Origin of the sequence: Streptomonospora wellingtoniae, from assembly GCF_031845375.1 — a bacterium.
In the GTDB taxonomy this organism is placed as follows: domain Bacteria; phylum Actinomycetota; class Actinomycetes; order Streptosporangiales; family Streptosporangiaceae; genus Streptomonospora; species Streptomonospora wellingtoniae.
Window position 1 is genome coordinate 34,066 of sequence record NZ_JAVREK010000017.1, and the last position, 22,186, is coordinate 56,251.

Sequence of the window (22,186 nt, forward strand, 5' to 3'; positions counted from 1 at the left end):
GCCCGACACGCCGGATCCCCGCTGGGCACGGCCCCTGCGAGAGCCGCAGCAGTGCTGCAGTGCTTGAATATGGGACCCGCTACGCAAGGAAGGGATACGGATGCCGCGCGACGAACGCTCCCGCACCACGGAGCCGCTCCAGCGTGCCTCCGCCCTGAACCGCTTGCGCGGGCTCTACTACGCCTTTCCGCTGCGCACCCGCCTCATCGCCGGACTGGCCGCCGTCACCGTGCCGGCGGTGGCGGCGCTGCTGCTCGGCCTGCCGGTGGCGACCACCGTCTTCGCGGCCGCCGCCGCGCTACTGGTCTTCGCGGCGCTGATGCGCTCCTCCGATGCCGTGGCCACCGCCCTGATCAGCATCGGCTGGCTGTTGCTGGCCTACATGCTGTTCCTCATCCCCATCCGCGTGGCCGACGCGTCGGTCCTGCTGCTCTTGCCCCTGCTGCCGCTGCTGGTGTCGCTGGCCGCGACCCGCATCACCGCCTTCCCGGTCTGGCACACGACCCTGCTGGCGCTGCTGGTGGCGCTCATCGCCGGCATGGGCACGGCCCTGGCCGGGATGCTCGCCGGGTCCGCGCCCGCCGCACTCGGGGTCCTGTGCGCGTTCGCGGGCGCGGGCGCCGCACTGCTGTGGCGGGTACTGGCGGCCTATCGGCTGCGCCGCACGATGAGCGACCTGGGCGCGCCTCCGCCCGACCGCAGCGGGGGGACGCGCGGCGCCGCGCCCGCGCAGCCGGCCGCCGGCCAGGCGCGCGAGCGCGCGACGGAAGGAGGGCGCGCCCGCGCGAGCCAGGACGGCGGCGACGACGCCGTGCCCGTGCCGGTGGACGAGGCCCTGGCCGAGCTGGAGAACATGATCGGCCTGGACCCGGTCAAGCAGCAGGTGCGCGCCATCGCCGCCTCCATAGAGGCGGCACGGCTGCGCGCCGACGCCGGGTACTCCGTGGACCGGCCGCTGCGCCACCTGGTTTTCTCCGGACCGCCCGGCACGGGCAAGACCAGCGTCGCCCGGACACTGGCCACCGTCTTCCACTCGTTCGGGCTTCTGCCCACGCCGCGGGTCGTCGAGGCCCAGCGCGCCGACCTGGTCGGGGAGTACCTGGGCGCCACCGCCATCAAGACCAACGAACTGGTCGACCGGGCGCTGGGCGGGGTGCTGTTCGTCGACGAGGCCTACGCGCTGGTCAACGACTCCGACGGGCAGCCCGACCGGTTCGGCAACGAGGCGGTGCAGACTCTGCTCAAGCGCGCCGAGGACGACCGCGACCGGGTGGTGATCATCCTGGCCGGCTACGAGGCCGAGATGGACCGGTTCCTGGCCTCCAACCCCGGCCTGGCCTCGCGGTTCTCCACCCGTATCACCTTCCCCAGCTACAGCGCCGACGAGCTCCAGCGCATCGCGGAGTTCCTTTTCGAGCAGCGCGGCGACCTGCTCGACGGCGAGGCGCGCCCCGCCCTGCGCCGCCGCTTCGACCGGACCGTGCAGCGCGGCGCGATCGACGACCTGGGCAACGGCCGTTTCGTGCGCTCGCTGGTCGAGAAGGCCGCCGAGGCGCGGGACGTGCGGGTGGTCACCTCCTCGCAGCAGGCGGGACCGCCCGAGGCCGAGGAGCTGGTGACCGTGCACGCCTCCGACATCGCCGCGTCCTTCGACGGACTGACCGCGCGGATGTCGGGATTCGGCGAGACACCCGACATCGACGAGGCGCTGGCCGAGCTGGACGCCATGATCGGGCTGGACCCGGTCAAGCGCCAGGTGCGCTCGCTGGTGGCCCAGCTGCAGATGGCCAAGCTGCGCGAGGAGCAGGGGCTGCGCAACCACCCGCCCATGCGGCACTTCGTCTTCTCCGGGCCGCCCGGCACCGGCAAGACCTCGGTCGCGCGCATACTCGGCCGGGTCTTCGCGGCACTGGGCCTGCTCAGCAGCGCCGACGTGGTCGAGGCCCAGCGCTCCGACCTCGTCGGCGAGCACCTGGGCGCCACCGCCATCAAGACCGGCAAGCTGGTCGACCGGTCGCTGGGCGGGGTGCTGTTCGTGGACGAGGCCTACGCCCTGCACAACCCCGGCTACAGCGGCGGCGACGCCTTCGGCGCGGAGGCGGTGCAGACCCTGCTCAAGCGCGCCGAGGACGACCGCGAACGGCTTGTCGTAGTGCTCGCCGGCTACCCCGCGGAGATGGACCGTTTCCTGGCCAGCAACGCGGGCCTGTCCTCGCGCTTCAACGTCCGGGTCGGCTTCCCCAGCTACACCGCCGAGGAGCTGACCGAGATCGCCGAGTCCGTGGCCGAGAGCACCGGCGACGCCTTCGACGGCTCCGCGCGCGAGGACCTGCAGCGCATCTTCGGCTACGTGTGCGAGTCCGGCTGGATCGACGAGCTCGGCAACGGCCGCTTCGCCCGCTCCCTGTTCGAGAAGGCGTGCTCGCAGCGCGACGTGCGGGTCGCCGAGGAGCTGGGCGACAGCGCCACCGCCGCCGCGCTGACCGTGGTCACCAGCGCGGACGTGCGCCAGGCCTACGCCGAGGCCACCCAGCGCTGAAGGGCCCGCCCCGGGCGGCGCGCCGCGGCCCCGGCGGGGTTCCCGGCGAGGTCTGCGACTGCTCCGCCGCCCGAGCCGGAGGGCGGGCGCCTGCTGCTAGTGTCCGCCCCATGAGTGGACCCAACGCCCCCGTCGGCCAGGCCGTGATCCTCGCGGGAGGACAGGCGACGCGGCTGCGCCCCTATACCGACACCCGCCCCAAGGCGATGGTCGAGGTGGCCGGCCGCCCCATCATCGACTACCAGCTGGAGTGGCTCGCCGGCCACGGAGTCGAGCACGTCGTGGTCTCCTGCGGCTACAAGGCCGAGGTGCTGCGGGAACACCTGGACGCTCACCCCTCCGGGCTGGACATCACGCTGCTGGTGGAGGACGAGCCGCTCGGCCGCGGCGGTGCTCTGCGGTACGCGGCGTCGGGGCTGCGCGAGTCCGCCGAGCCCTACTTCGCGCTCAACGGCGACGTGCTGACCTGGTTCGACCTGGACGAGTTCGCCGCCTTCCACCGCGAGAAGGGCGGCCTGGCGACACTGGCGCTGGCCCAGTACCAGACCAGCTGGGGTATCGTCGACGTCACCGACGACGGCACGGTCGAGGGCTTCACCCAGAGCCCGCTGCTGCCCTTCTGGATCAACGCAGGGGTCTACCTCCTCGACCCCGCCGCCACGTCGTTGCTGCCGGTCAAGGGCGACCACGAGTCCTCGACGTTCCCCGACCTGGCCGCCGGCGGCCGCCTCTTCGGCTACCGGATCACCGGGTTCTGGCGGGGCGTCGACACGGTCAAGGACGTCAAGGAGGCCGGCGAGCAGATCCCGGTCCTGCGCGGCGCGCGCTAGAGCGTGCCCGCTCGTGCGGGTCCCCGCCGGACGGGCGCCCTCACGTCTGCGCTGGCCGGGCGGGCGCGTCGACGACCTGTTCAGCCCGCGGACGCACAGGCGCCGCGGACGCGCCGGATACCGCCCGGTATGGTCGGTCCGTGACCTACCTAGCGCCTGCCCCGCTGTCCACCGCGCCCAATTTCCGCGACCTCGGCGGGCACGCCACGCTCGGCGGCGGCCGCATCCGCCCCGGCGTGGTCTTCCGCTCCGACGCTCTGGACCGGGTGGACTCCGCGGACATGTGCACGCTGGAGCAGGCCGGCGTCCGCCGAGTCATCGATCTGCGCACGTCCTTCGAGCGCGAGAGCAGGCCCGACCGGCTGCCCGAGGGCGCCGACCACGTCGTGCTGGACGTGCAGGGCGACCACTCGACCGGAGCCGACCTCGTGCGAGTGCTGACGGAGCCCGGGCGGGCCCGGACCGTCTTCGGCGACGGCGGTGCCACCCGGTTCATGCACGAGGTCAACCGGGTCCTCGTCAGCGCCGAGGACGCCCGCGCGGGCTACGCCGCGATGGTGCGGCACATCGCCGCCGGCCCCGGCGCGTCCGTCGTCCACTGCACCGCGGGCAAGGACCGCACCGGGTGGGCCGCCGCACTGCTGCTGGAGATGCTGGGCGTGCCGCGCGAGACCGTCTTCGCCGACTACCTGGCCAGCAACGACCGCCTGGTCAGAATCCGGGAGCTGACGCGCGAGGCCTGCGAGCGCTCGGGCGTCGACCCCGCGATCGTGGCCCCGATGACCGAGTGCCGCCGCGCCTACCTGGAGGACTCCTACGCCGAGGTGGAGCGGGTGTTCGGCACCTTCGACGACTACGTCCGCGACGGGCTCGGGCTGGACCGGGCCACCGTCGATGGGCTGCGCGACCGCATGCTCGAATAGTGCCGCCGGCCGTGCCCGTACTCGCCGCCGCCCGCCGCCGGTCCCGGGCGCTTCGCGGCCGCGGGCCTCAGAGCTCCTCCAGGCGCGCGGCGATGTCCTCGCCGGGCTCGGCGTCCTCGGCGACCTCCATCAGCATGCGCAGCACGACCGGGCGCTCGTGCCCGCGGTCGAGCAGCCGCTCGGCGGCGGTCCACAGCTCGGAGGGATCGCCGTTCCACAGCCGCTCGGCCAGCCGCTCGTGGGCGTCGAGCGCCTCCTCGGTGGCGGCCGGATCGGCGGAGGGGCCCGCAGGGGCGCCGGTGGAGTGCTTGCCCTTGTGCTTGACGGGGGAGTCGTACTCGCCGAAGTGGTCCAGCCGCAGCAGCGCGCGCCTGCCCTCGCGGGTGGCGGGGTCGAACTCGTCCTCGGACTCGGCGAGCAGGTCGCTGGTCAGCAAGGGGAACGCGAACATCCGGCGCGGCAGCGCCGACAGGTCGCCGTCGGGGACCAGGCGCCGCACGACCTCGGGCGGCAGGCCGAAGGAGGCCGCGTCCAGGTAGGAAGTGGTGAAGGCCGAGGTCGCCTCCCACAGCGCGTCCAGGGTCGCGTTGACTGCGACTTCGGGGAGCCCGTGCCGCGGTCCCGCCCAGCGGATCCACGCGGCCAGCACGTGCGGCATGGCCTCGTGCTCCTCGGGCAGCAGGATGACGCGCCGGGGCAGCCATCTGAGCAGGAACGCCTCGATCTTGCGGGGGCTGACCCGCAGCGCCCGGTCGGAGTCGGCGTCGCAGCCGTAGGCGATGATGTGGTCGACGCAGCGGCTCGCGGCGCCGGAGTCGGAGAGCTCAGCCGCGGCGTCGGAGGCCAGGAACCGCGCGGCCAGCGTCGCCCGCCGGTCGCGGCTGCGGGCCGGGCGCTGGCCGGCCCTGGGGTCGCGCGGCAGCGCGCGCACGCGCGACCTGATCAGCGCGTGGTGGGCGGCCGGCGAGCCGTCGGTGATCCCGGGGCCGCCGGCGTTGGCGGCGATGGCCCGGTCGGTCTGCTCGACGGCGCCTTCCAGCAGGTGGCGTGCGCGCTCCAGCCGGATCTGGGTGAACGTCGCCATCGGGTCGCCGCCCTCGGCCTGGGCGCGGCAGTGCTCCAGCAGCCGTTCGACCTTGGTGGTCACCCAGGCGTCGCGCAGCACGCCGCCGCTGTTGTGGTCGAGGACGGCGATCAGCGCGTGCTCGCCGGAGTCGGCGTCGTCGTCGCCGTACCGGAAGGTGGTGATGACGTCGTCGGTGTCGGCGAAGCGGGTGCCCGAGGTGTAGGCGGCGATGGGTCGGGCGCGTCCGACGGATTCGGCCCAGACCGGGCGGGCCACGCCGCACTCGGTGAGCGTCGCCGCCCCCTTTTCGGCCAGCTCCCTTTGGCGGACGGTAGTGCCCAGAACTGCGATCCCGGTGAGCAGGGCGAGGCCGGCCGCGGACCCGGAGGACTGCGCGTGGGCCACCAGCCCGTCGCCGAGCAGGCGCTCGACGTCGACTCCCGGTACGCGCCGGCCCCACCAGGACCCGAGCATCTCGCTGACGCCGATCTCGGCGTCGAGGGGGTCGCGCGTGGCGAGTAGCGCGCGTGCTGCGCGCAGCATCTCGGCGAAGACGGCGTCCGGCAAGGCACCGGGGTCCGGCTGGTCTGAGTGGGGCGGTACGGACACCCGACAGAGCCTAGGGCACCCGCGGCATCGGACGCGGTGCGTGGCGCTATCGAACGCCCGGTAGCGCGGGGGCCGGCGCGGTGCCGGGCGCGTACCCGCCCGCCCCGCACCGGGGGCGCGGGGCGGGCGCGCGGCGCGGTCGGCGCCGGAGCGGGGGGCGGCCGGTCAGGCCAGCCGGTCGTGGCCGTGGGTCCGCGGCGGGGCGATGAGCCCGGAGGGCGGTGCCGACTTGACCATGGCCTGCAGGTGCTCGCGGGCCACCCGCTCCACGAGGCCGGGGGTGACGGTGAAGCCGAGGTGCTCGGCGCACTTCCACGTGTCGTGGACACAGCGCTCGACGCATCGGTGGGACAGTCCGAGCCCGACGAACTCGTCCTGGAGTCGTCCGGCGATACGTTGCAGATCACCCACTGGATACGTTTGCAGCATCCTCGCTCACGCCCCCTCGCATGCTTGGCCTGGTCGTCGACTCGTCGACCACAATCCATTTCACTTCGTTATGGCGGGGTGTCAACCCCTGCAACGGACGGCCTTAACGAGGTTTTGCGCGCCGCTGAGACGCCGCGGGTGAGCCCTTGCCGACACGGCCGCCGCTGAGCAGCGGCCGTGCTCCGTCCGGTTGCGGTCCTGGTTTTCGGACAGGGGGCGTGTCCTGAGTAAGCAGACTTTCCAGCTTTATCCTGCGCAAACCACACTGCATTAGGAAAAGGCTGTCCGAAACGACGGAGAGCAGCCTAGGGTAGGCATCGAGGCGTATTATCTACCATCCGCTATGGCCGCTGACTTTCCGTTGTCCCCGTCTCGGCGAGTCGATGCGGTTGTGGCCTATGCTGATGCGGTGACGGACCCGGCTCGCCCCCTTGCGGGATTTCGTGTCAGGGATCGCACGTCGCCGGTGCGTCATGGACGATAGGGAGTGATCGGCGCGGCCACCGGCGAGCCGTGGACGAAGCGGCCTCCGCCTCCACAGGTGCCCGCCCGCTTTGGTTAAGCTTCTGGCGCTCGCCCAGGCGAGTCCCCTCGAACGGGGGAAAGGACCCCGGAGGTGTCATTGTTGAGCACCGAGACGTCCGTCCCGCCCCCTCGCATGTCCGGACTGGGCCCCGTCGACTCCGCCCTGCTGGACACGCTGCTCAGGGAGGCCCCTATCGGGTTCGCCTTCTTCGACCGGGCGGGCAGGTTCCAGCGGATGAACCGGACCCTGGCCGCCATCTACGGCCTGGAGGAGCCCGCGTGCCGCGGCCGCACCCCCTCTGACGTGCTGGCCTCGCCTGACGACGCCGCCGCCCACGAGGCGGCGATCGCCGAAGTTCTGGCGGGAGCCGAGGCGGTCGACAGCGACCACCGCCTCGCCGTCGGCGAGCCCGACGAGTCCGGCGAGCGGCGCCAGTGGTCGCTGTCCTGGTTCCCGGCCCGCGGAGAGGGCGAGGCCGACGGGGTTGCGATGATCGCCGTCGACCTGTCCGACCGCTACCGGGCCGAGGTGGCGCTGGGGCGCACCGAGGAGCGCTACCGGTCGCTGCTCACCGCGACCAATCAGGTCGTGTGGACCGCCGACGCCGGCGGTGACGTGCGCGAGGACTGCCCGGAGTGGCGCACCATCACCGGCCAGACCGCCGAGCAGTACCTGGGCCTGGGCTGGCTGGACGCCGCCCACCCCGACGACCGCGACCAGGTCGAGCGCGCCTGGAACGACGCCGTCGCCGACCGCGCCACCTTCGACGAGATCTTCCGGGTGCGTACGCAGTCCGGCGACTTCCGCTACTACCGCTCCCGGGCCGTGCCCATCATGCGCGGCGGCTCGCTGATGGAGTGGGTGGGCGCGCACAGCGATATCACCACCCAGCACGAAGCCGACGACATGCGCCAGCGTCTCACCCAGCAGCTGGGCGAGGCCGCGCTGCGCACCGTGCGGCTGCAGAAGGCCACGGCCGACCTCGCCGAGGCACTGACGGTGGGCGAGGTCGTCCAGGCCATGACGGAGATCGGGCAGTCGGCCGTGGGCGCCGACTGCACCGCGCTGGGCGAGCTGGACCGCGACGACCTGCGGCTGCACATGCTCAGCGACGAGCAGGGAGCCCGCTCCGGCGCGCGCCCCGCCGCCGCGGGGTGCCCGGCGACCATGGAGTTCGCGGTCCGCGAGCGCCGCCCCTTCATCGCCGGCAACCCGGCCGAGATGCGGGCGCTGCTGGAGGAGGCGGACGGGCCCGAGGCACCGGAGTCCCCGAGCACCGACGACGAGCGCGCCTGGGTCGCCCTGCCGCTGCTGAGCGCCGGGCAGCCCATCGGCGCGCTGCGCTTCACCTTCGCCAGCGCCCGCGACATCTCCGACGAGGAGAAGGTGTTCCTGGAAGCCCTGGCCGGCCAGTGCGCGCTCGCCCTGGAGCGGGCCAAGCTCTTCGAGCGCGAGCACCGCACGGCCGAGGCGCTGCAGGCCAGCCTGCTGCCCGAGGACCTGCCCAAGGTCAAGGGCATCCGGATGCAGGCGTTCTACCGTTCGGGCACCCAGCACGTGCAGGTCGGCGGCGACTGGTACGACGCGTTCCCGCTGCCCGACGGCCGCATCGCGGGGGTCCTCGGCGACGTGATGGGCAAGGGCATCAAGGCCGCCACCGGCATGAGCCGGGTGCGCAACGCGCTGCGCGCCCTGGCGTTCAGCATGCCCGAGCCGGCCGACGTCCTCACCGGCCTGGACCGGATGTTCGACGCCACCGAGGCCGTCGACCAGGTCACCACGCTCGTCTATTTCGTGCTCGACCCCGAGACCGGGCAGATCGACCTGAGCAACGCCGGGCACCTGCCGCCCCTGGTGGTCACCGAGAACGCGGGCCCCTGGCTGCTGGAGACCGCCCCCGACACCCCGCTGGGCGTCAGCTCCGAGCGGGGCCACCACAAGTTTTTCGTCCAACCCGGTAACACCGTGGTGCTCTATTCCGATGGACTTGTTGAGAACCGAAAGCGCGCGGTCGCCTCCGGTCTCGACGAACTGGTCACCGTAGCTTCTCAGGCGCGGCCGGAGGTGGTGGGCGATCCACAGCACATGCTCCAGTACCTTGTTGAGGGCATGCTCGCGGGGTATGAGCAGGACGACGACGTCACGCTGCTCGCCGTCCACCTACCGGTGATGGACAGCGCACCGGAGTAGGAGACCGTACGAAGAAGTCCGACACTTTGCCTAAGGTGGAGGAGCCATCAGCCCCGCTCCGGCGGGGGGTGGGTTCGAGGACCCGACGGTGGGGTTGGGCCCGCGCACAGAGCGGGAAAATCCTACTGGGCGGATGTGCCCAATCGCTAGAGAGGGCGCATACGCTGAAAGAAGTCGGTGTCCCCGTCGGCCAGGCGGGGATGATCCCGGGCAAGAGCGAGGAGAGGGCGGGGCTCTCCCCTCGCGGCCATAGGGCCGCCGGGTCCAGCAATCTCGCCACACGTCCGTTCGAGAGGTGTTTGTGTCACCTGCCAGTTCGACCCGCTCTAAGCAGCCGGACTCGCTGCACGAGCCCGTCATCCAGCAGTTGATCGAGCGTGGGCGGTCCCAGGGGTACCTTGAGCCCGAGGACGTGCGCCGTGCCTTCGAAGAGGCCGACATCCCGATGTCGCAGGCCCAGGCGGTCCTTCGCAGCCTGACCAAAGAGGGCGTGACCCTGGTCGTGGGGGCCGAGGAGTCCGCGCCGTCGCGCCGCAAGTCCGCGTCGCGGCGCAAGCGCGACACCGCCAAGAAGCCCGCGGAGCCCGCCCCCAAGGCCGCCAAGCGCGCCGCCGCCGCCCAAGAGCAGACCGACACCGTCACGGCGGTCGTCGACTCCGCCTCGCCCGCGGCCACCGCCACCGCGCCGAAGAAGCGCGCCGCGGCGGCCCCGGTCCAGGAGGCCGACCGGGAGCAGGACACCGAGGCGAGCGCCGAGCCGTCCGCCAAGCCGGCCCGCAAGAGCGCCGCCAAGTCCGCCAAGTCCACCTCGGCGGCCAAGAAGGCCAAGACCGACTCCAAGGCCGACTCCAAGGCCGAGGGCGCCGCGGCCGCTCCCGCCGCCGGGCCCGCTCAGGCCGGTGCGAAGGACGACCAGGGCGAGGACGCCGGGCTGGAGGTCGCCGAGGACCAGGAGCTGGAGCTGGAGTCGACGGACGAGGAGTTCGAGGACACCGGCGTCGAGCTGGAGCTCGTCGAGGACACCGACGACCACCTCGCGCCCGCCGAGGGGCCGGTCGCCGGTTCGGGTGTCAAGCCCGAGTCCGTTGGCATCCCGGAGAAGGCCGCGGCCAACACCTCCGAGGACGAGGCCTTCGTCCTCTACGACGATGACGATGACGCCCCCGCCGCGCAGGTCGTCGCCGCCGGTGCCACCGCGGACCCGGTCAAGGACTACCTGAAGCAGATAGGGAATGTCGCACTCCTCAACGCCGAGCAGGAGGTCGAACTCGCCAAGCGCATCGAGGCCGGCCTGTTCGCCGAGGAGAAGCTGGCCGACGACGGTGACTCGCTGACCCGCGAGTTCCGCGACGAGCTGGAGTGGATCGCCGAGGACGGCGGACGCGCCAAGAAGCACCTGCTCGAAGCCAACCTCCGCCTGGTGGTGTCGCTGGCCAAGCGCTACACCGGTCGCGGCATGCTGTTCCTGGACCTGATCCAGGAGGGCAATCTCGGTCTGATCCGCGCGGTCGAGAAGTTCGACTACACCAAGGGCTTCAAGTTCTCGACCTACGCCACGTGGTGGATCCGCCAGGCGATCACCCGCGCGATGGCCGACCAGGCGCGCACCATCCGCATCCCGGTGCACATGGTCGAGGTCATCAACAAGCTGGCGCGGGTGCAGCGGCAGATGCTGCAGGACCTGGGCCGCGAGCCCACGCCCGAGGAGCTGGCCAAGGAGCTCGACATGACCCCCGAGAAGGTCGTCGAGGTCCAGAAGTACGGCCGGGAGCCGATTTCGCTGCACACCCCGCTGGGTGAGGAGGGCGACTCCGAGTTCGGTGACCTCATCGAAGACTCCGAGGCGATCCAGCCCGGCGAGGCCGTCAGCTTCACGCTGCTGCAGGAGCAGTTGCACTCGGTGCTCGACACGCTCTCGGAGCGCGAGGCGGGCGTGGTCTCGATGCGGTTCGGGCTCACCGACGGCCAGCCCAAGACCCTCGACGAGATCGGGAAGGTCTACGGCGTCACGCGCGAGCGCATTCGGCAGATAGAGAGTAAGACCATGTCGAAGCTGCGGCACCCGTCGCGGTCCCAGGTGCTGCGCGACTACCTGGACTGAACCGCCCGAGCAGCCTGCGCCGCCCCTGTGCCCGGCGGTTGACCGGCTACGGCGGACAGGCGGGACCGGACACGCCCACCGGAGCCCCGGCACCGGTGCGCCCGCGGGCGCGCGCAGCGCCGCAGTTCGCGCCGCGCACCCGCAGGTTCTGCGGCCCGGTCCTGCCTGCGCCGTCGGTCGGCGTCGTGTCGCGTCGTCCATTTTCCATGCGGTCCGTGGGAGTGCGCCGCTTTCGTGATGCCGTCCGGGCCGACCCCCTGACCAACGGAGCCGGCCCGGAATCGCGCTCGCGGTGCCGACGTGCGACCCGCCCCCGTAATGCGTGGCGACGTCTCGGGGGCCGCCGTGGCCGTGCGCCCGCTTACGCACTGCTTTCTCATCCGACACCGGCAATCATGCCGAGGGCCGTGTATGGCCGAGATAAAGCGCCGAGACCTGTTTGTTACCATATGGTGTAGACCTCTGGCCGTGCAGCTCGGCGCCGGGTCCGGGCCTGCCGAGGCCCGTCGGCGCGGAGCGCCGGGGCCCGCACTCCCGGTCCGGGCCTCAGGCCCGCTCGATCACGTCCAGCCGCCAGTTGCTGTTGCCGCGCTCGGGGCCGTGCAGCTCGGTTGTGTAGCCGATGTCGTTCAGCGCCGCGGCGACCTCGTCGGGGGCGTTCGCGCGGACGTCCTCGGCAAGCAGGCTGTGCGCGACAGCGCCGCGCGCGGCCTTGGCCATGTGGCTGACGACGCTGCGCTTGGCCGACGCGCCGCTGCCGGTCTCGCGCAGCACCCGCACGGACACCGTGCGCTCGGCGGTCGCGCCGCCGGGCCGCCATGCGGCGGCGTAGGTCGAGGACCGGCAGTCCACGACCAGGCTGCCGTCGGCCCGCTTGTCGAGCAGGTCGCTCAGCCGGGCGCGCCAGAACGCCCCCAGCGGGCCGACGCCGGGCAGCCGCACGTCCATCGACAGCCGGTACGGCGGAACCCGGTCACCGGGGGCCAGCACGCCCCACAGGCCCGAGAAGACCAGTACGGAGGCGGCGGTGCGGTCGGCGGCCGCCGACGCCATCAGGTCCGGCAGGGCCAGCCGGTCGTAGAGCACGCCGGTGTAGAGGTCGGCGGCGCGCAGGGTCGGCGCCTCGGCCAGCGCCCGGTTGCGCCGCACGGCCTCGCCCTGGGCGGCCGAGAGCCCGAGCACCTCCCGGGCCGCTTCCTCGGGCCCGCGGCACAGCTCCTGCAACCGGGCCCGCACCTCGTCGCGATGCTCCGCGGCCTCGGGCAGCGCCAGCGCCCCCGTGTCGACCGGCGGGCCGTCTCCGTGCACGGCCTTCCCCTCGGACGGGGGCAGCAGGATCAGCATGGGGAACTTCCAACTCGTCGGCTGCGGGACTCGGCCTGCGCCGGGTCGGATCGACTGCGACCGGCAACGGCGCAAAGGCACAAGGATAGGGGCGTCGCACTGGCCGTCAGGCGCACGGCAGTCCGCTTTGCGTACAGATGTGCCGTCCGATGTATGTCGATGCGTCGATGTGCCGACCCTCACCCGGGTCTTCCGGTGGTCCGCCGCACCGGCACGCCCTAGGTTGGACGCTCAGCGGGCCGCAGGCGTGCGTGATCAGGGGGTGAGGGGTGCGGTCAGGGGCGTGGTGGGCGCAGCGGGTGGCCGAGGACTGGCCCGCGGCCGAGGTCGAGCTGCGTGCGGGGTGGCGGCTGGCCTGGAGCGACGGGGTGACCCGGCGGGCGAACTCGGCGGTGTGCCTGGAGCCCGGCGCCCCGATCGGGGCCGTCGAGGAGTTCTACCGCGAACGCGGATCGGCGCCCTGCGTGCAGATCTGGCCGGGCGACGGCGAAGCCGACGGTCGCCTCGCACTGCGCGGCTACGGCGTGCAGCGCGCCGCGCAGGTGATGGTGCGCGACCTGGTCGAGCGCCCGCCCGAGCCGCACCGGGCCGACGTCACCGTCACGTCGCGGCCCGACGACGCGTGGCGGGCGCTGTGGGGTGAGTCCGGGCGTTCACCGGAGCACGTCCCCGCGCTGCACCGCATCCTCGACCGGGCGCCCGCGGTCGGCTACGGGCGGGACCCGTCGGGCGCCGCGCGCGGGTGTGCGGTGCTGAACGGGCGATGGGCCGGCGTCTACGCCATGGCCACGCGCCCCGCTGATCGCGGCCGCGGGCTGGCCGGTGCGGTGCTGGAGTCGCTGCTGGAGTGGGCCGGGGCCGAGGGCGCCGAGCACGCTTACCTGCTGGTGGAACAGGACAACCCGGTGGCACTGCGCGTCTACGAGCGGGCGGGCTTCGCCGTGGAGTGCGCGTACGGCTACCGGGTCGGTACCGCGGAGCCGTACGGCCCAACGACGCGGACGGGGTGAGCGCCGCGACGGCCGCAATCGGCCGCGCGGACCGCTCTGTGCGCGGTGGATTCCCGTTCCGGAGCGCCCGGGTCCCGCCCCGCCGAGCCGCTGCGGCGGCGAACACACCCCGGAAACGAGATCGGCGGCGGCCCTCCCGGAGGAGGACCGCCGCCGCACGCCTGTGATGACCTAACGCTCCTCATCGGCGGACGTGTCCGGCGACTCCTGCAGTCGGCTGGTCTCGTCCTGGATCTCAGCGGCGATCTTGCGGATCGAATCGTCATGCTCACGCATGTGATGCGCGCAGAACAGCAGTTCGCCACCGGAGTTGAGAACCACTCGGACGTACGCCTGCGCACCACAACGGTCGCAACGGTCAGCAGCCGTCAGCGGCTGGGTGGGGGCAAGGGTTCCAGTCACTTCGCCTTCCTCAATACTCGGCGCTAGTCACTCTGCACAACATCTAACCGGACCAAGAGCTTCCCAACCAGCCCCTTTGTACGCCGTCAGCGGAATCGCCCCGCTACGGCGTCGGAGGATAGGGCCGGATTCCGGTGTGTTCCGGGCGTTCGCGCCGTTCGGGACGGCGTCAGCGGGTCCCTGCATGATGGTCGATGGTGATGGGCGTCACCCTACTCGCGGCAGGCTCCCTCTTGCCTTACCGGGGCCGGGGTAAACGCAGCCCCCTGCCTATCCCCTGCGCGAGTGTTCGGAATACGAACGCGAAGCGGGTGCCCCGCGAGCGGACCGCGGCCGTTCGCGGCGCCCGGCCGCGGCCCTCGCCGGGCCGGAACGCCGGTGAGGCGGCGAAGCCAGCGGAAACCGAGGTGGTAATCTCGCGCGTGGTGTGCACGTGATGATCAGGCGGCCGTCCCGCTGCGGTCGGGTGAACCGCACGCCGACTGCGCGGTCACGCCGCGACGGAGCGGGTCCGCCCGGTGTCGCCTGCGGCCCTGCGGCCGCTCCCGGCGAGCCGGGGCCGACCGCGCGGCGCGCGCGACGGCGCCGCATACCTGTCACACCGGTGCGTCAAGCTAGCGGCGACGCACCCGCCCCCTGTCCGCTAACGTCCAGCGCACGCCCGCGCGCCGCGTGCGCCGGCCCTGTCCGCCCAACGCAGGAGAGTCCCACGTGACCGCCCTAACCGCAGCCGTCGACGAGCCCGAAGACTACTCCGCGCGGCACCTTTCGGTCCTGGAAGGACTCGAGGCGGTCCGCAAGCGCCCGGGCATGTACATCGGGTCCACGGACGGCCGCGGTCTCACCCACTGCATGTGGGAGATCATCGACAACTCCGTCGACGAGGCGCTGGGCGGCTACTGCACCCGCATCGACGTCGTGCTCTACGGCGACGGCTCGGTCGAGGTCCGCGACAACGGGCGGGGCATCCCCGTTGACGTCGAGCCCCGCTCGGGCCTCTCGGGCGTGGAGCTGGTCATGACCAAGCTGCACGCCGGCGGAAAGTTCGGCTCCGGCTCCTACACCGCCTCCGGCGGCCTGCACGGCGTCGGCGCCTCCGTGGTCAACGCGCTCTCGGGCCGGCTGGACGTCGAGATCGACCGGCAGGGCCACACGCACGCGATGAGCTTCCGCAGAGGCATCCCGGGCCGCTTCGAGGGTGACGGCCCCGACTCCCCGTTCGCCCCGGGATCGGGCCTGGACGAGGTGCGCCGGGTCGCCAAGAAGGTCACCGGCACGCGCATCAGGTTCTGGGCCGACCGCCAGATCTTCCTCAAGGACGCCGACATCACCCGCGAGTCCCTGCTGGACCGCGCACGCCAGACCGCGTTCCTCATCCCGGGTCTGACCATCGCGGTGCGCGACGAGCGCTTTCCCGAGGAGGGCACCTACGAGGAGGAGTTCCGCTTCGACGGCGGCATCGGGGAGTTCTGCACCTACCTGGCCCCCGACGAGGCCGTCAACGACGTCTTGCGGATCCAGGGCTCGGGGCACTTCACCGAGACCGTCCCCGTGCTCGACGAGCAGGGCCACATGACCCCCACCGACGTCGACCGTCACCTGGAGGTCGACGTGGCGATGCGCTGGGGCACCGGCTACGAGAGCACCGTGCGCTCCTTCGTCAACGTCATCGCCACCCCCAAGGGCGGCACGCACATGACCGGCTTCGAGCGGGCACTGGTGCGGGTGGTCAACGACCAGCTGCGCGCCAGCAAGCTGCTCAAGGACAAGGACGACCCGGTCACCAAGGAGGACGTCCTCGAAGGGCTGACCGCCGTGGTCACCGTGCGGCTGCCCGAGCCGCAGTTCGAGGGGCAGACCAAGGAGATCCTGGGCACCTCGGCGGCCTCGCGCATCGTCTCCCAGGTCATCGGCAAGGAGCTGCGCACGTTCCTGGCCAGCACCCGCCGCGGCGAGAAGCAGCAAGCGCGAGCCGTGCTGGACAAGGCCGTCAACGCCGCCAAAGCGCGCCTGGCCGCCCGCCAGCAGCGCGAGACCCAGCGGCGCAAGAACGCGCTGGAGAGCTCGGCGCTGCCGGCCAAGCTGGTCGACTGCCGCAGCGAGGGTCTGGACCGCAGCGAGCTGTTCATCGTCGAGGGCGACTCCGCGCTGGGCACGGCCAAGCTCGCGCGCGACTCGGAGTTCCAGGCGCTGCTGCCCATCCGGGGCAAGATCCTCAACGTGCAGAAGTCCTCGGTCTCCGACATGCTGAAAAACGCCGAATGTGCGGCGATCCTGCAGGTCATCGGCGCCGGGTCGGGGCGGACGTTCGACATCGACGCCGCCCGCTACGGCCGCGTCATCCTCATGGCCGACGCCGACGTCGACGGCGCGCACATCCGCTGCCTGCTGCTGACGCTGTTCTACCGCTACATGCGCCCCATGCTCGACGCCGGCCGCGTCTACGCCGCCGTCCCCCCGCTGCACCGCATCGAGCTCACCAACGTGCGCAAGAAGCGCGGCGCCAAGCCGGAGGACCGCTACATCTACACCTACACCGACGCCGAGCTGCAGCGGCGGCTGCTGGAGCTGGAGAAGAAGGGGCTGAGCTGGAAGGAGCCGGTCCAGCGCTACAAGGGCCTGGGCGAGATGGACGCCGACCAGCTGGCCGAGACCACGATGGACCCCCGCCACCGCACGCTGCGCCGCATCCGCGTCGAGCACGCCGAGGAGGCCGCGAAGGTCTTCGACCTGCTGATGGGCAACCAGGTCGCCCCGCGCCGGGAGTTCCTCTCCCAGAGCGCCCAGGAGCTCGACACCAGCCGCATCGACACCTGAGCCGAGGTCCCGCGCCCCGGGCCCATCCCCGTCGATCTTGTAGCTATCGTGAAGGAAAGCGATTGCCAGTGACGATGGCTACAAGATCGACGGAGGTCGGCGGAGGGGGACGCGGCGCCCGGGAGGGTGGGGCCGGGGTCCGGCCGCAGGCCTACGCGGGAGGTTCCCACCGGCCGGAGGCCAGGAAGCGCTCGATCGCCGCAGTGCAGGCCGCCGGGTCCAGTCCGGCCTCGGCCACCCAGGCGTCGTCGTAGTAGGTGTGCCGGTAGCGTTCGCCGCCGTCGCAGATCAGGGTGACGACGCTGCCGCGGCTCCCCTCGCGCAGCATGCGGGCGACCAGGTGCCACACGCCCCACATGTTGGTGCCGGTCGAGCCGCCCGCGCTCAGTCCGGTGACCGCGTTGAGGTGGCGCATGGCCGCGATGCTGGCGGCGTCGGGCACCGGCACCATCAGATCGATGACCGAGGGCACGAAGCTGGGCTCGATCCGCGGCCGGCCGATGCCCTCGATGCGCGAGGGCATGCCGGTGGAGTAGTCGGAGGCTCCGGTTACCCAGCCGGGGAAGAACGCGGAGTTCTCCGGGTCGACGACCGCCAGACGGGTGTGGTGCCTGCGGTAGCGCAGGTAGCGTCCGATGGTGGCCGAGGTCCCGCCGGTCCCGGAGCCCACGACGACCCACTCCGGAACGGGGTGGCGCTCCATGGCCAGCTGCTCGAAGATCGACTCGGCGATGTTGTTGTTGCCTCGCCAGTCCGTGGCACGCTCGGCGTAGGTGAACTGGTCCATGTAGTGGCCGCCGGCCTCGGCGGCCAGCCGCTCGGCCTCGCTGTACATCTCGATCGGGACGTCGACGTAGTGGCAGCGCCCCCCGTAGCGCTCGATCAGCGCGATCTTCTCCGGACTGGTCGTGCGCGGTACCACCGTGACGAAATCCAGACCGATCAGGCGGGCGAAGTAGGCCTCGGAAACGGCCGTGGACCCCGAGCTGGCCTCGACGATCGTGGTGTTCTCGCCGATCCAGCCGTTGGCCAGGGCGTAGAGGAACAGCGACCGCGCCAGCCGGTGCTTGAGGCTGCCGGTGGGGTGGACCGACTCGTCCTTCAGGTAGAGGTCGATGCCCCACTCGGGCGGCAGCGGGAACACGTGCATGTGGGTGTCGGCGGAGCGGTTGGCGTCGGCGACCACCTTGCGCACCGCCTCGTCCACCCAGGCTCGGGTGCGCCGCGACGAGCGCTCCACGCAGGGGTCGTCCGGGCCGTCGGCGGGTAGGGTCATGCGCCCGACCCTACCGCCCGGCCCGCAGACGAGCGTGCCGAAGGGCTCTCCGTACAGGCGGAGAGCCCTTCGATGCGCATTGCGCCACCCGGTGCTCGGGGCGGGTGCGCGGTGTCCGGTCAGTCCAGCGAACCGCCGGACATGGCTGCGTGCATCCGCCGGTAGGGGGCGGCCTCCTCGTCGCGGCTCTGGCGCTCCAGGGAGCGCGCCAGAGCGATGTGGGCCCAGCTGTCGCAGGGGTCGAGCTCGATGATGCGCCGGAAGGTCTCCTCGGCTCTGGCGAGCTGGGCGGAGTGGAAGTAGGAGCGGCCCAGCAGCTCCAGGATGGAGCGGCTGCCCGGCTCGTCGTCGGCGATGGCCTTCAGGATGCGGGCGGCCTCGATGTAGTCGCCCAGGTCGAAGTACAGTCTGCCGCGGTTGAACGTCTCGTAGGTCGTCTCCTTCACCAGGCACTCCCTTCGTCGGCATGCACAACCCCGAAGCGGAATGACCTATTCCCTTAGACGGCGCCCTTCACACCTCGGCCCGGCGCCGCATCGGCGCGGTCGGACTTACACGTCGTGCGGCTCGATCCGCCCGGTGTCGACGTCGTAGACCGCCCCGGCCACCGAAAGGCCGCGCGGCAGCAGCGGATGGTGGCGGATGCGCTCCAGATCGTGGCGCAGCGCGCCGATCTGGTCGTTGTCGGTGCGGAACTCCAGGCTGCGCGTGTCGACGCCGTGCCGACTCTCGATGAGGTCGTGCACCTCGCCGTCGCCGGAGACCGACGCCATCTTGCACCGCGTGTGCGGCATGACCAGGACCCGGTCGACCTCCAGCAGGTAGGCGGCGAGCACCAGCGTGCGCAGGGTGTCGTCGGTGACCCGGGCTCCGGCGTTACGCAGGATCTTGGCGTCGCCGGGCTGCAGCCCCAGCGGCTGCAGCGGCTCGATCCGCGAGTCCATGCAGGTCACCAGGGCCAGGCCGCGAGCCGCCACCGGGGCCAGGCCGCTCAACCGGAAGTCGGCGGCGTAGGCGTCGTTGGCGGTGAAGAGATCGTCGAAGGCGCTGTTCACGCGTTGCTCCCCGTTCGGACGGATCCCGCGGGCGGTGTGCTCGCACCGCCGCAGGGGCGTGGCCGCGGAGCGGTGCGCACGTGTGCGCAGTCCGTCCCCGCGGTCGTGCCGCGGACATCGTAGGACTGTCGACCCGGTGCGGCGGGGCACCGGGGGATGCGGATGCTCTTATGGATGTCAGTCGCCGCCTGCGGAGGCGGCGAGCCCGAGGTCGGTGCGGCCCGTACCGACCACGGCGATGGCGCGCGGCAGCGGCTCGCCGGAGCCGTCGCGGCGCTCGTCGAGGTCGGGCAGCCGGACCGGGCCGCCGTCGGCCCTGCTCGCGCGGGCCGGAGCCCGCCCGATCCAGGCCAGCACCAACCGGTCCTCGCCCTTGAGGAACCGCTGGCAGCGCACCCCTCCGGTGGCCCGCCCCTTGGTGGGGAAGGTCTCGAACGGGGTGACCTTGGCCGCGCCACCGCCGGTGCCCGGCAGTTCGTCGGTGCTGCCGGCGACGGTGAGCACGACGCTGTCCTCGGGCAGCGCGACCGCACCGAACCATAGTGCCCGAGCCCCCTCGGGCAGCCGGACACCGGCCACCCCCCCGGCAGGTCGGCCCTGCGGGCGGACGGCGTCGGCGGAGAAGCGCAGCAGCTGCCCTTCGGTGGTGATGAAGACGAGGTCCTCCTCGCCGGTCGCCAACTGGGAGGCGCCGATGACCCGGTCCCCCTCGCGCAGGTTGATGATCTCGAAGTCGTCCTTGTTGGGCGGAGACTCCGACGTCACCCGCTTGACCACGCCCTGCTCGGTGCCGACGGCGATGCCGGGCCCGTCGTCGTCCAGGGCGGCGACCGAGACCACGCGCTCGCCCTCCTCCAGCGAGACGAACTCCTCGACGGTCAGCCCGTGGGCCTGCGGCGGCGACTCGGCCGCGTCGTCGGGCAGTTCGGGCAGCTCCACCACCGGAACCCTGAGGGCACGGCCCTGGTCGGTGAGCAGCCCGACGTCGGCGCGGGAGGTGGTGGGCACCGACGCCGCGATCGCGTCGTGCTTGGTGCGCAGGCCCTCATGCATCGGCGGCAACCGCGGTCCGGCGCTGCGCCCGAGCAGACCGGTGGCGCTGAGCAGCACGTGGCAGGGCTGGTCGGCCATCTCCAGGGGGATGGAGGCGCTGCGCGTCTCACCGGTGCTCTCCTGCAGCACCGTGCGCCGCTCGGTGGCGTAGTCCTTGGCGACCTCGCCCAGCTCCTTGGAGACCAGGCGACGCAGCTTGGAGTCGGAGTCCAGGATCGCGGTCAGCTCTTCGATGTCCTTGGTGAGCTGGTCGCGCTCGGTCTCCAGCTCCAGCCGGTCGAACTTGGTCAGGCGGCGCAGCGGCGTGTCGAGGATGTAGCGCGCCTGGGTCTCGGACAGCTCGAAGGTGGTCATCAGCCGCTGGCGGGCCTGCGCGGTGTCCTCGGAGTCGCGGATCAGCGCGATGACCTCGTCGATGTTGAGCAGTGCGACGAGCAGGCCCGCGACCAGGTGCAGCCGCTCCTCGCGCTTGGAGCGCCGGTGCTCGCAGCGGCGCCGGACGACGTCGAGGCGGTGGTCGACGAAGACCTGGAGCAGGTCGCGCAGCCCCAGTGTGCGCGGCTGGCCGTCGACCAGGGCGACGTTGTTGATGCCGAAGCTCTCCTCCATCGGCGTCAGCCGGTAGAGCTCCTCCAGCACCGCCTCGGGGTTGAAGCCGTTCTTCAGCTCGATCACCAGCCGCAGGCCCTGGTTGCGGTCGGTGAGGTCCTTGAGGTCGCTGATTCCCTGCAGCTTCTTGTTCTGCACCAGCTCCTTGATGCGGCTGACGACCTTCTCCGGGCCCACGCTGTAGGGCAGTTCGGTGATCACCAGGCCGGTGCGGCGCGGCGAGACCCGCTCGACGCTGACGGTCGCGCGGGTCCGGAAGGTGCCGCGACCGGTGCGGTAGGCGTCGCGGACTCCGTCGAGCCCGACGACGGTGCCGCCGGTGGGCAGGTCCGGGCCCGGCACGAACTCCATCAGGTCCTCAAGCGAGGCGTCCGGATGGGAGATCAGGTGGCGCGCCGCAGCGATGACCTCGCCGAGGTTGTGCGGCACCATGTTGGTGGCCATGCCGACGGCGATCCCCGAGGCCCCGTTGACCAGCAGGTTGGGGAAGGCGGCGGGCAGGACGTCGGGTTCGCTCTCCTGGCCGTCGTAGTTGGGCTGGAAGTCGACGACGTTCTCGTCCAGCGACGTCACCATCAGCTGGGCGGCGCGGCCCAGGCGGGCCTCGGTGTAGCGCATCGCGGCCGGCGCGTCGTCGCCGCCCAGCGAGCCGAAGTTGCCGTGCCCGTCCACGAGCGGAACCCGCATCGCGAAGGGCTGGCTCATCCGCACCATGGCGTCGTAGATGGCGGAGTCGCCGTGCGGGTGCAGCTTGCCCATCACCTCGCCGACGACGCGCGCGCACTTGACGTGCGCACGGTCGGGGCGCAGGCCCATCTCGTTCATCTGGTAGAGGATGCGCCGCTGCACCGGCTTCATCCCGTCGCGGGCGTCCGGCAGCGCGCGCTGGTAGATCACCGAGTAGGCGTACTCGAGGAAGCTTCCGCGCATTTCCTCGGAGACGTCGATGTCGATGATCTTCTCAGCGAGATCCTCGGGAGGTGGTGGAGAGGTTGTACGGGCCATGTCGGCAATTCTGGCCCGCTGCGCCGACCATCGCGAACCAGGGAGCCCGCCGGGGGCCGTCGCGGCGCGTTAGGGTCCCGTTAAAATGACGGTAATTCGGGTTGCCCCTGGGGTTTCGGTCGCGCCGTGGTCGCGACGATGCTCACGTTGAGTGACAGGGAGGGTTTCGAAGGCGTGTCCGCGGGGCGCCTGCGCGTGAGAAGAGCCACGCCTCTCAACGGAGGAAGCGCGGGGACCGGCCCGCCGCGGCGCACGTAGGAGCAGGGGGCGGGTCTGCGCTACGCATCGTGCGCAGCGGAGGAGGGCGATGGGAGGCGGCGCATGGTACAGCCGTTCTCGGGGCAGTCAAGGCGGAGACTGATTCCGGGGCTAGCCTCGAAAGGGCGCCCGACCCCCACGAGA

The 22,186-nt window shown here is 71.9% G+C and carries 15 protein-coding genes; 7 read left to right on the plus strand and 8 right to left on the minus strand.

The features are described 5' to 3' along the window. Window positions 1-100 precede the first annotated feature (100 nt). The 3 genes from RM446_RS16110 (at window position 101) to RM446_RS16120 (ending at window position 4,292) form a co-directional block, all read left to right on the plus strand. A complete protein-coding gene (locus tag RM446_RS16110) occupies window positions 101-2,539 on the plus strand; it encodes an AAA family ATPase (protein ID WP_311546129.1) in 2,439 nt (812 codons plus the stop codon). Window positions 2,540-2,649: 110 nt separating this feature from the next. Then, window positions 2,650-3,369 carry a nucleotidyltransferase family protein gene (locus RM446_RS16115; protein WP_311546130.1) on the plus strand — a complete coding sequence of 240 codons (720 nt, stop codon included), beginning with the start codon at window positions 2,650-2,652 and terminating at the stop codon, window positions 3,367-3,369. A gap of 140 nt (window positions 3,370-3,509) precedes the next feature. Next, the gene (locus RM446_RS16120; RefSeq protein WP_311546132.1) at window positions 3,510-4,292 is read left to right on the plus strand and encodes a tyrosine-protein phosphatase; all 783 of its coding nucleotides are present in this window, start codon (window positions 3,510-3,512) and stop codon (window positions 4,290-4,292) included. Between the two features lie 67 nt (window positions 4,293-4,359). Here the strand turns inward: RM446_RS16120 and RM446_RS16125 are convergent, their stop codons facing one another. Together RM446_RS16125 and RM446_RS16130 are read right to left on the minus strand one after the other, a co-directional pair. Then, window positions 4,360-5,901, minus strand: coding sequence for a hypothetical protein (locus RM446_RS16125; RefSeq protein WP_311546201.1), 1,542 nt, complete (start codon window positions 5,899-5,901; stop codon window positions 4,360-4,362). 231 nt (window positions 5,902-6,132) lie between these two features. Next, the gene (locus tag RM446_RS16130) at window positions 6,133-6,396 is read right to left on the minus strand and encodes a hypothetical protein (RefSeq protein WP_311546133.1); all 264 of its coding nucleotides are present in this window, start codon (window positions 6,394-6,396) and stop codon (window positions 6,133-6,135) included. A 658-nt stretch (window positions 6,397-7,054) separates the two neighbouring features. Between RM446_RS16130 and RM446_RS16135 the strand changes: the two genes are divergently transcribed. Together RM446_RS16135 and RM446_RS16140 are read left to right on the plus strand one after the other, a co-directional pair. Next, window positions 7,055-9,112: a SpoIIE family protein phosphatase gene (locus RM446_RS16135; protein WP_311546202.1), complete on the plus strand. Its 2,058-nt coding sequence runs from the start codon at window positions 7,055-7,057 to the stop codon at window positions 9,110-9,112. A gap of 412 nt (window positions 9,113-9,524) precedes the next feature. Further along, window positions 9,525-11,213 carry an RNA polymerase sigma factor gene (locus RM446_RS16140; RefSeq protein WP_311546203.1) on the plus strand — a complete coding sequence of 563 codons (1,689 nt, stop codon included), beginning with the start codon at window positions 9,525-9,527 and terminating at the stop codon, window positions 11,211-11,213. A gap of 546 nt (window positions 11,214-11,759) precedes the next feature. Here the strand turns inward: RM446_RS16140 and yaaA are convergent. Continuing rightward, window positions 11,760-12,557, minus strand: coding sequence for a peroxide stress protein YaaA (gene yaaA, locus RM446_RS16145; RefSeq protein ID WP_311546134.1), 798 nt, complete (start codon window positions 12,555-12,557; stop codon window positions 11,760-11,762). Between the two features lie 269 nt (window positions 12,558-12,826). Here yaaA and RM446_RS16150 point away from each other — a divergent pair, with 269 nt between their 5' ends. Further along, window positions 12,827-13,567, plus strand: coding sequence for a GNAT family N-acetyltransferase (locus RM446_RS16150; RefSeq protein WP_311546135.1), 741 nt, complete (start codon window positions 12,827-12,829; stop codon window positions 13,565-13,567). A 171-nt stretch (window positions 13,568-13,738) separates the two neighbouring features. On the opposite strand, the gene RM446_RS16155 is transcribed toward RM446_RS16150, so the two are convergent. Further along, a complete protein-coding gene (locus RM446_RS16155) occupies window positions 13,739-13,969 on the minus strand; it encodes a DUF7455 domain-containing protein (RefSeq protein WP_311546136.1) in 231 nt (76 codons plus the stop codon). Window positions 13,970-14,680: 711 nt separating this feature from the next. Between RM446_RS16155 and RM446_RS16160 the strand changes: the two genes are divergently transcribed. Next, complete coding sequence (locus tag RM446_RS16160; RefSeq protein WP_311546137.1) at window positions 14,681-16,786, plus strand: DNA gyrase/topoisomerase IV subunit B; 2,106 nt, start codon at window positions 14,681-14,683, stop codon at window positions 16,784-16,786. Window positions 16,787-16,937: 151 nt separating this feature from the next. On the opposite strand, the gene RM446_RS16165 is transcribed toward RM446_RS16160, so the two are convergent. The 4 genes from RM446_RS16165 to RM446_RS16180 form a co-directional block, all read right to left on the minus strand. Next, a complete protein-coding gene (locus RM446_RS16165) occupies window positions 16,938-18,062 on the minus strand; it encodes an L-cysteine desulfhydrase Cds1 (RefSeq protein WP_311546138.1) in 1,125 nt (374 codons plus the stop codon). A gap of 119 nt (window positions 18,063-18,181) precedes the next feature. Further along, window positions 18,182-18,508, minus strand: coding sequence for a tetratricopeptide repeat protein (locus RM446_RS16170; RefSeq protein ID WP_311546139.1), 327 nt, complete (start codon window positions 18,506-18,508; stop codon window positions 18,182-18,184). Between the two features lie 105 nt (window positions 18,509-18,613). Beyond that, a complete protein-coding gene (locus RM446_RS16175) occupies window positions 18,614-19,117 on the minus strand; it encodes a beta-class carbonic anhydrase (RefSeq protein ID WP_311546140.1) in 504 nt (167 codons plus the stop codon). Between the two features lie 177 nt (window positions 19,118-19,294). Further along, a complete protein-coding gene (locus tag RM446_RS16180) occupies window positions 19,295-21,784 on the minus strand; it encodes a DNA gyrase/topoisomerase IV subunit A (protein ID WP_311546141.1) in 2,490 nt (829 codons plus the stop codon). Between the last annotated feature and the right edge of the window lie 402 nt (window positions 21,785-22,186).

What these genes read in the sequence shown, in the direction of transcription:
- RM446_RS16110 (WP_311546129.1), top strand. Translation starts at nt 101, where the DNA reads ATGCCGCGCGACGAACGCTCCCGCACCACGGAGCCGCTCCAGCGTGCC.
- RM446_RS16115 (WP_311546130.1), top strand. Translation starts at nt 2,650, where the DNA reads ATGAGTGGACCCAACGCCCCCGTCGGCCAGGCCGTGATCCTCGCGGGA.
- RM446_RS16125 (WP_311546201.1), bottom strand. Translation starts at nt 5,901, where the DNA reads ATGCTGCGCGCAGCACGCGCGCTACTCGCCACGCGCGACCCCCTCGAC.
- RM446_RS16130 (WP_311546133.1), bottom strand. Translation starts at nt 6,396, where the DNA reads ATGCTGCAAACGTATCCAGTGGGTGATCTGCAACGTATCGCCGGACGA.
- RM446_RS16135 (WP_311546202.1), top strand. Translation starts at nt 7,055, where the DNA reads ATGTCCGGACTGGGCCCCGTCGACTCCGCCCTGCTGGACACGCTGCTC.
- yaaA (WP_311546134.1), bottom strand. Translation starts at nt 12,557, where the DNA reads ATGCTGATCCTGCTGCCCCCGTCCGAGGGGAAGGCCGTGCACGGAGAC.
- RM446_RS16165 (WP_311546138.1), bottom strand. Translation starts at nt 18,062, where the DNA reads ATGACCCTACCCGCCGACGGCCCGGACGACCCCTGCGTGGAGCGCTCG.
- RM446_RS16180 (WP_311546141.1), bottom strand. Translation starts at nt 21,784, where the DNA reads ATGGCCCGTACAACCTCTCCACCACCTCCCGAGGATCTCGCTGAGAAG.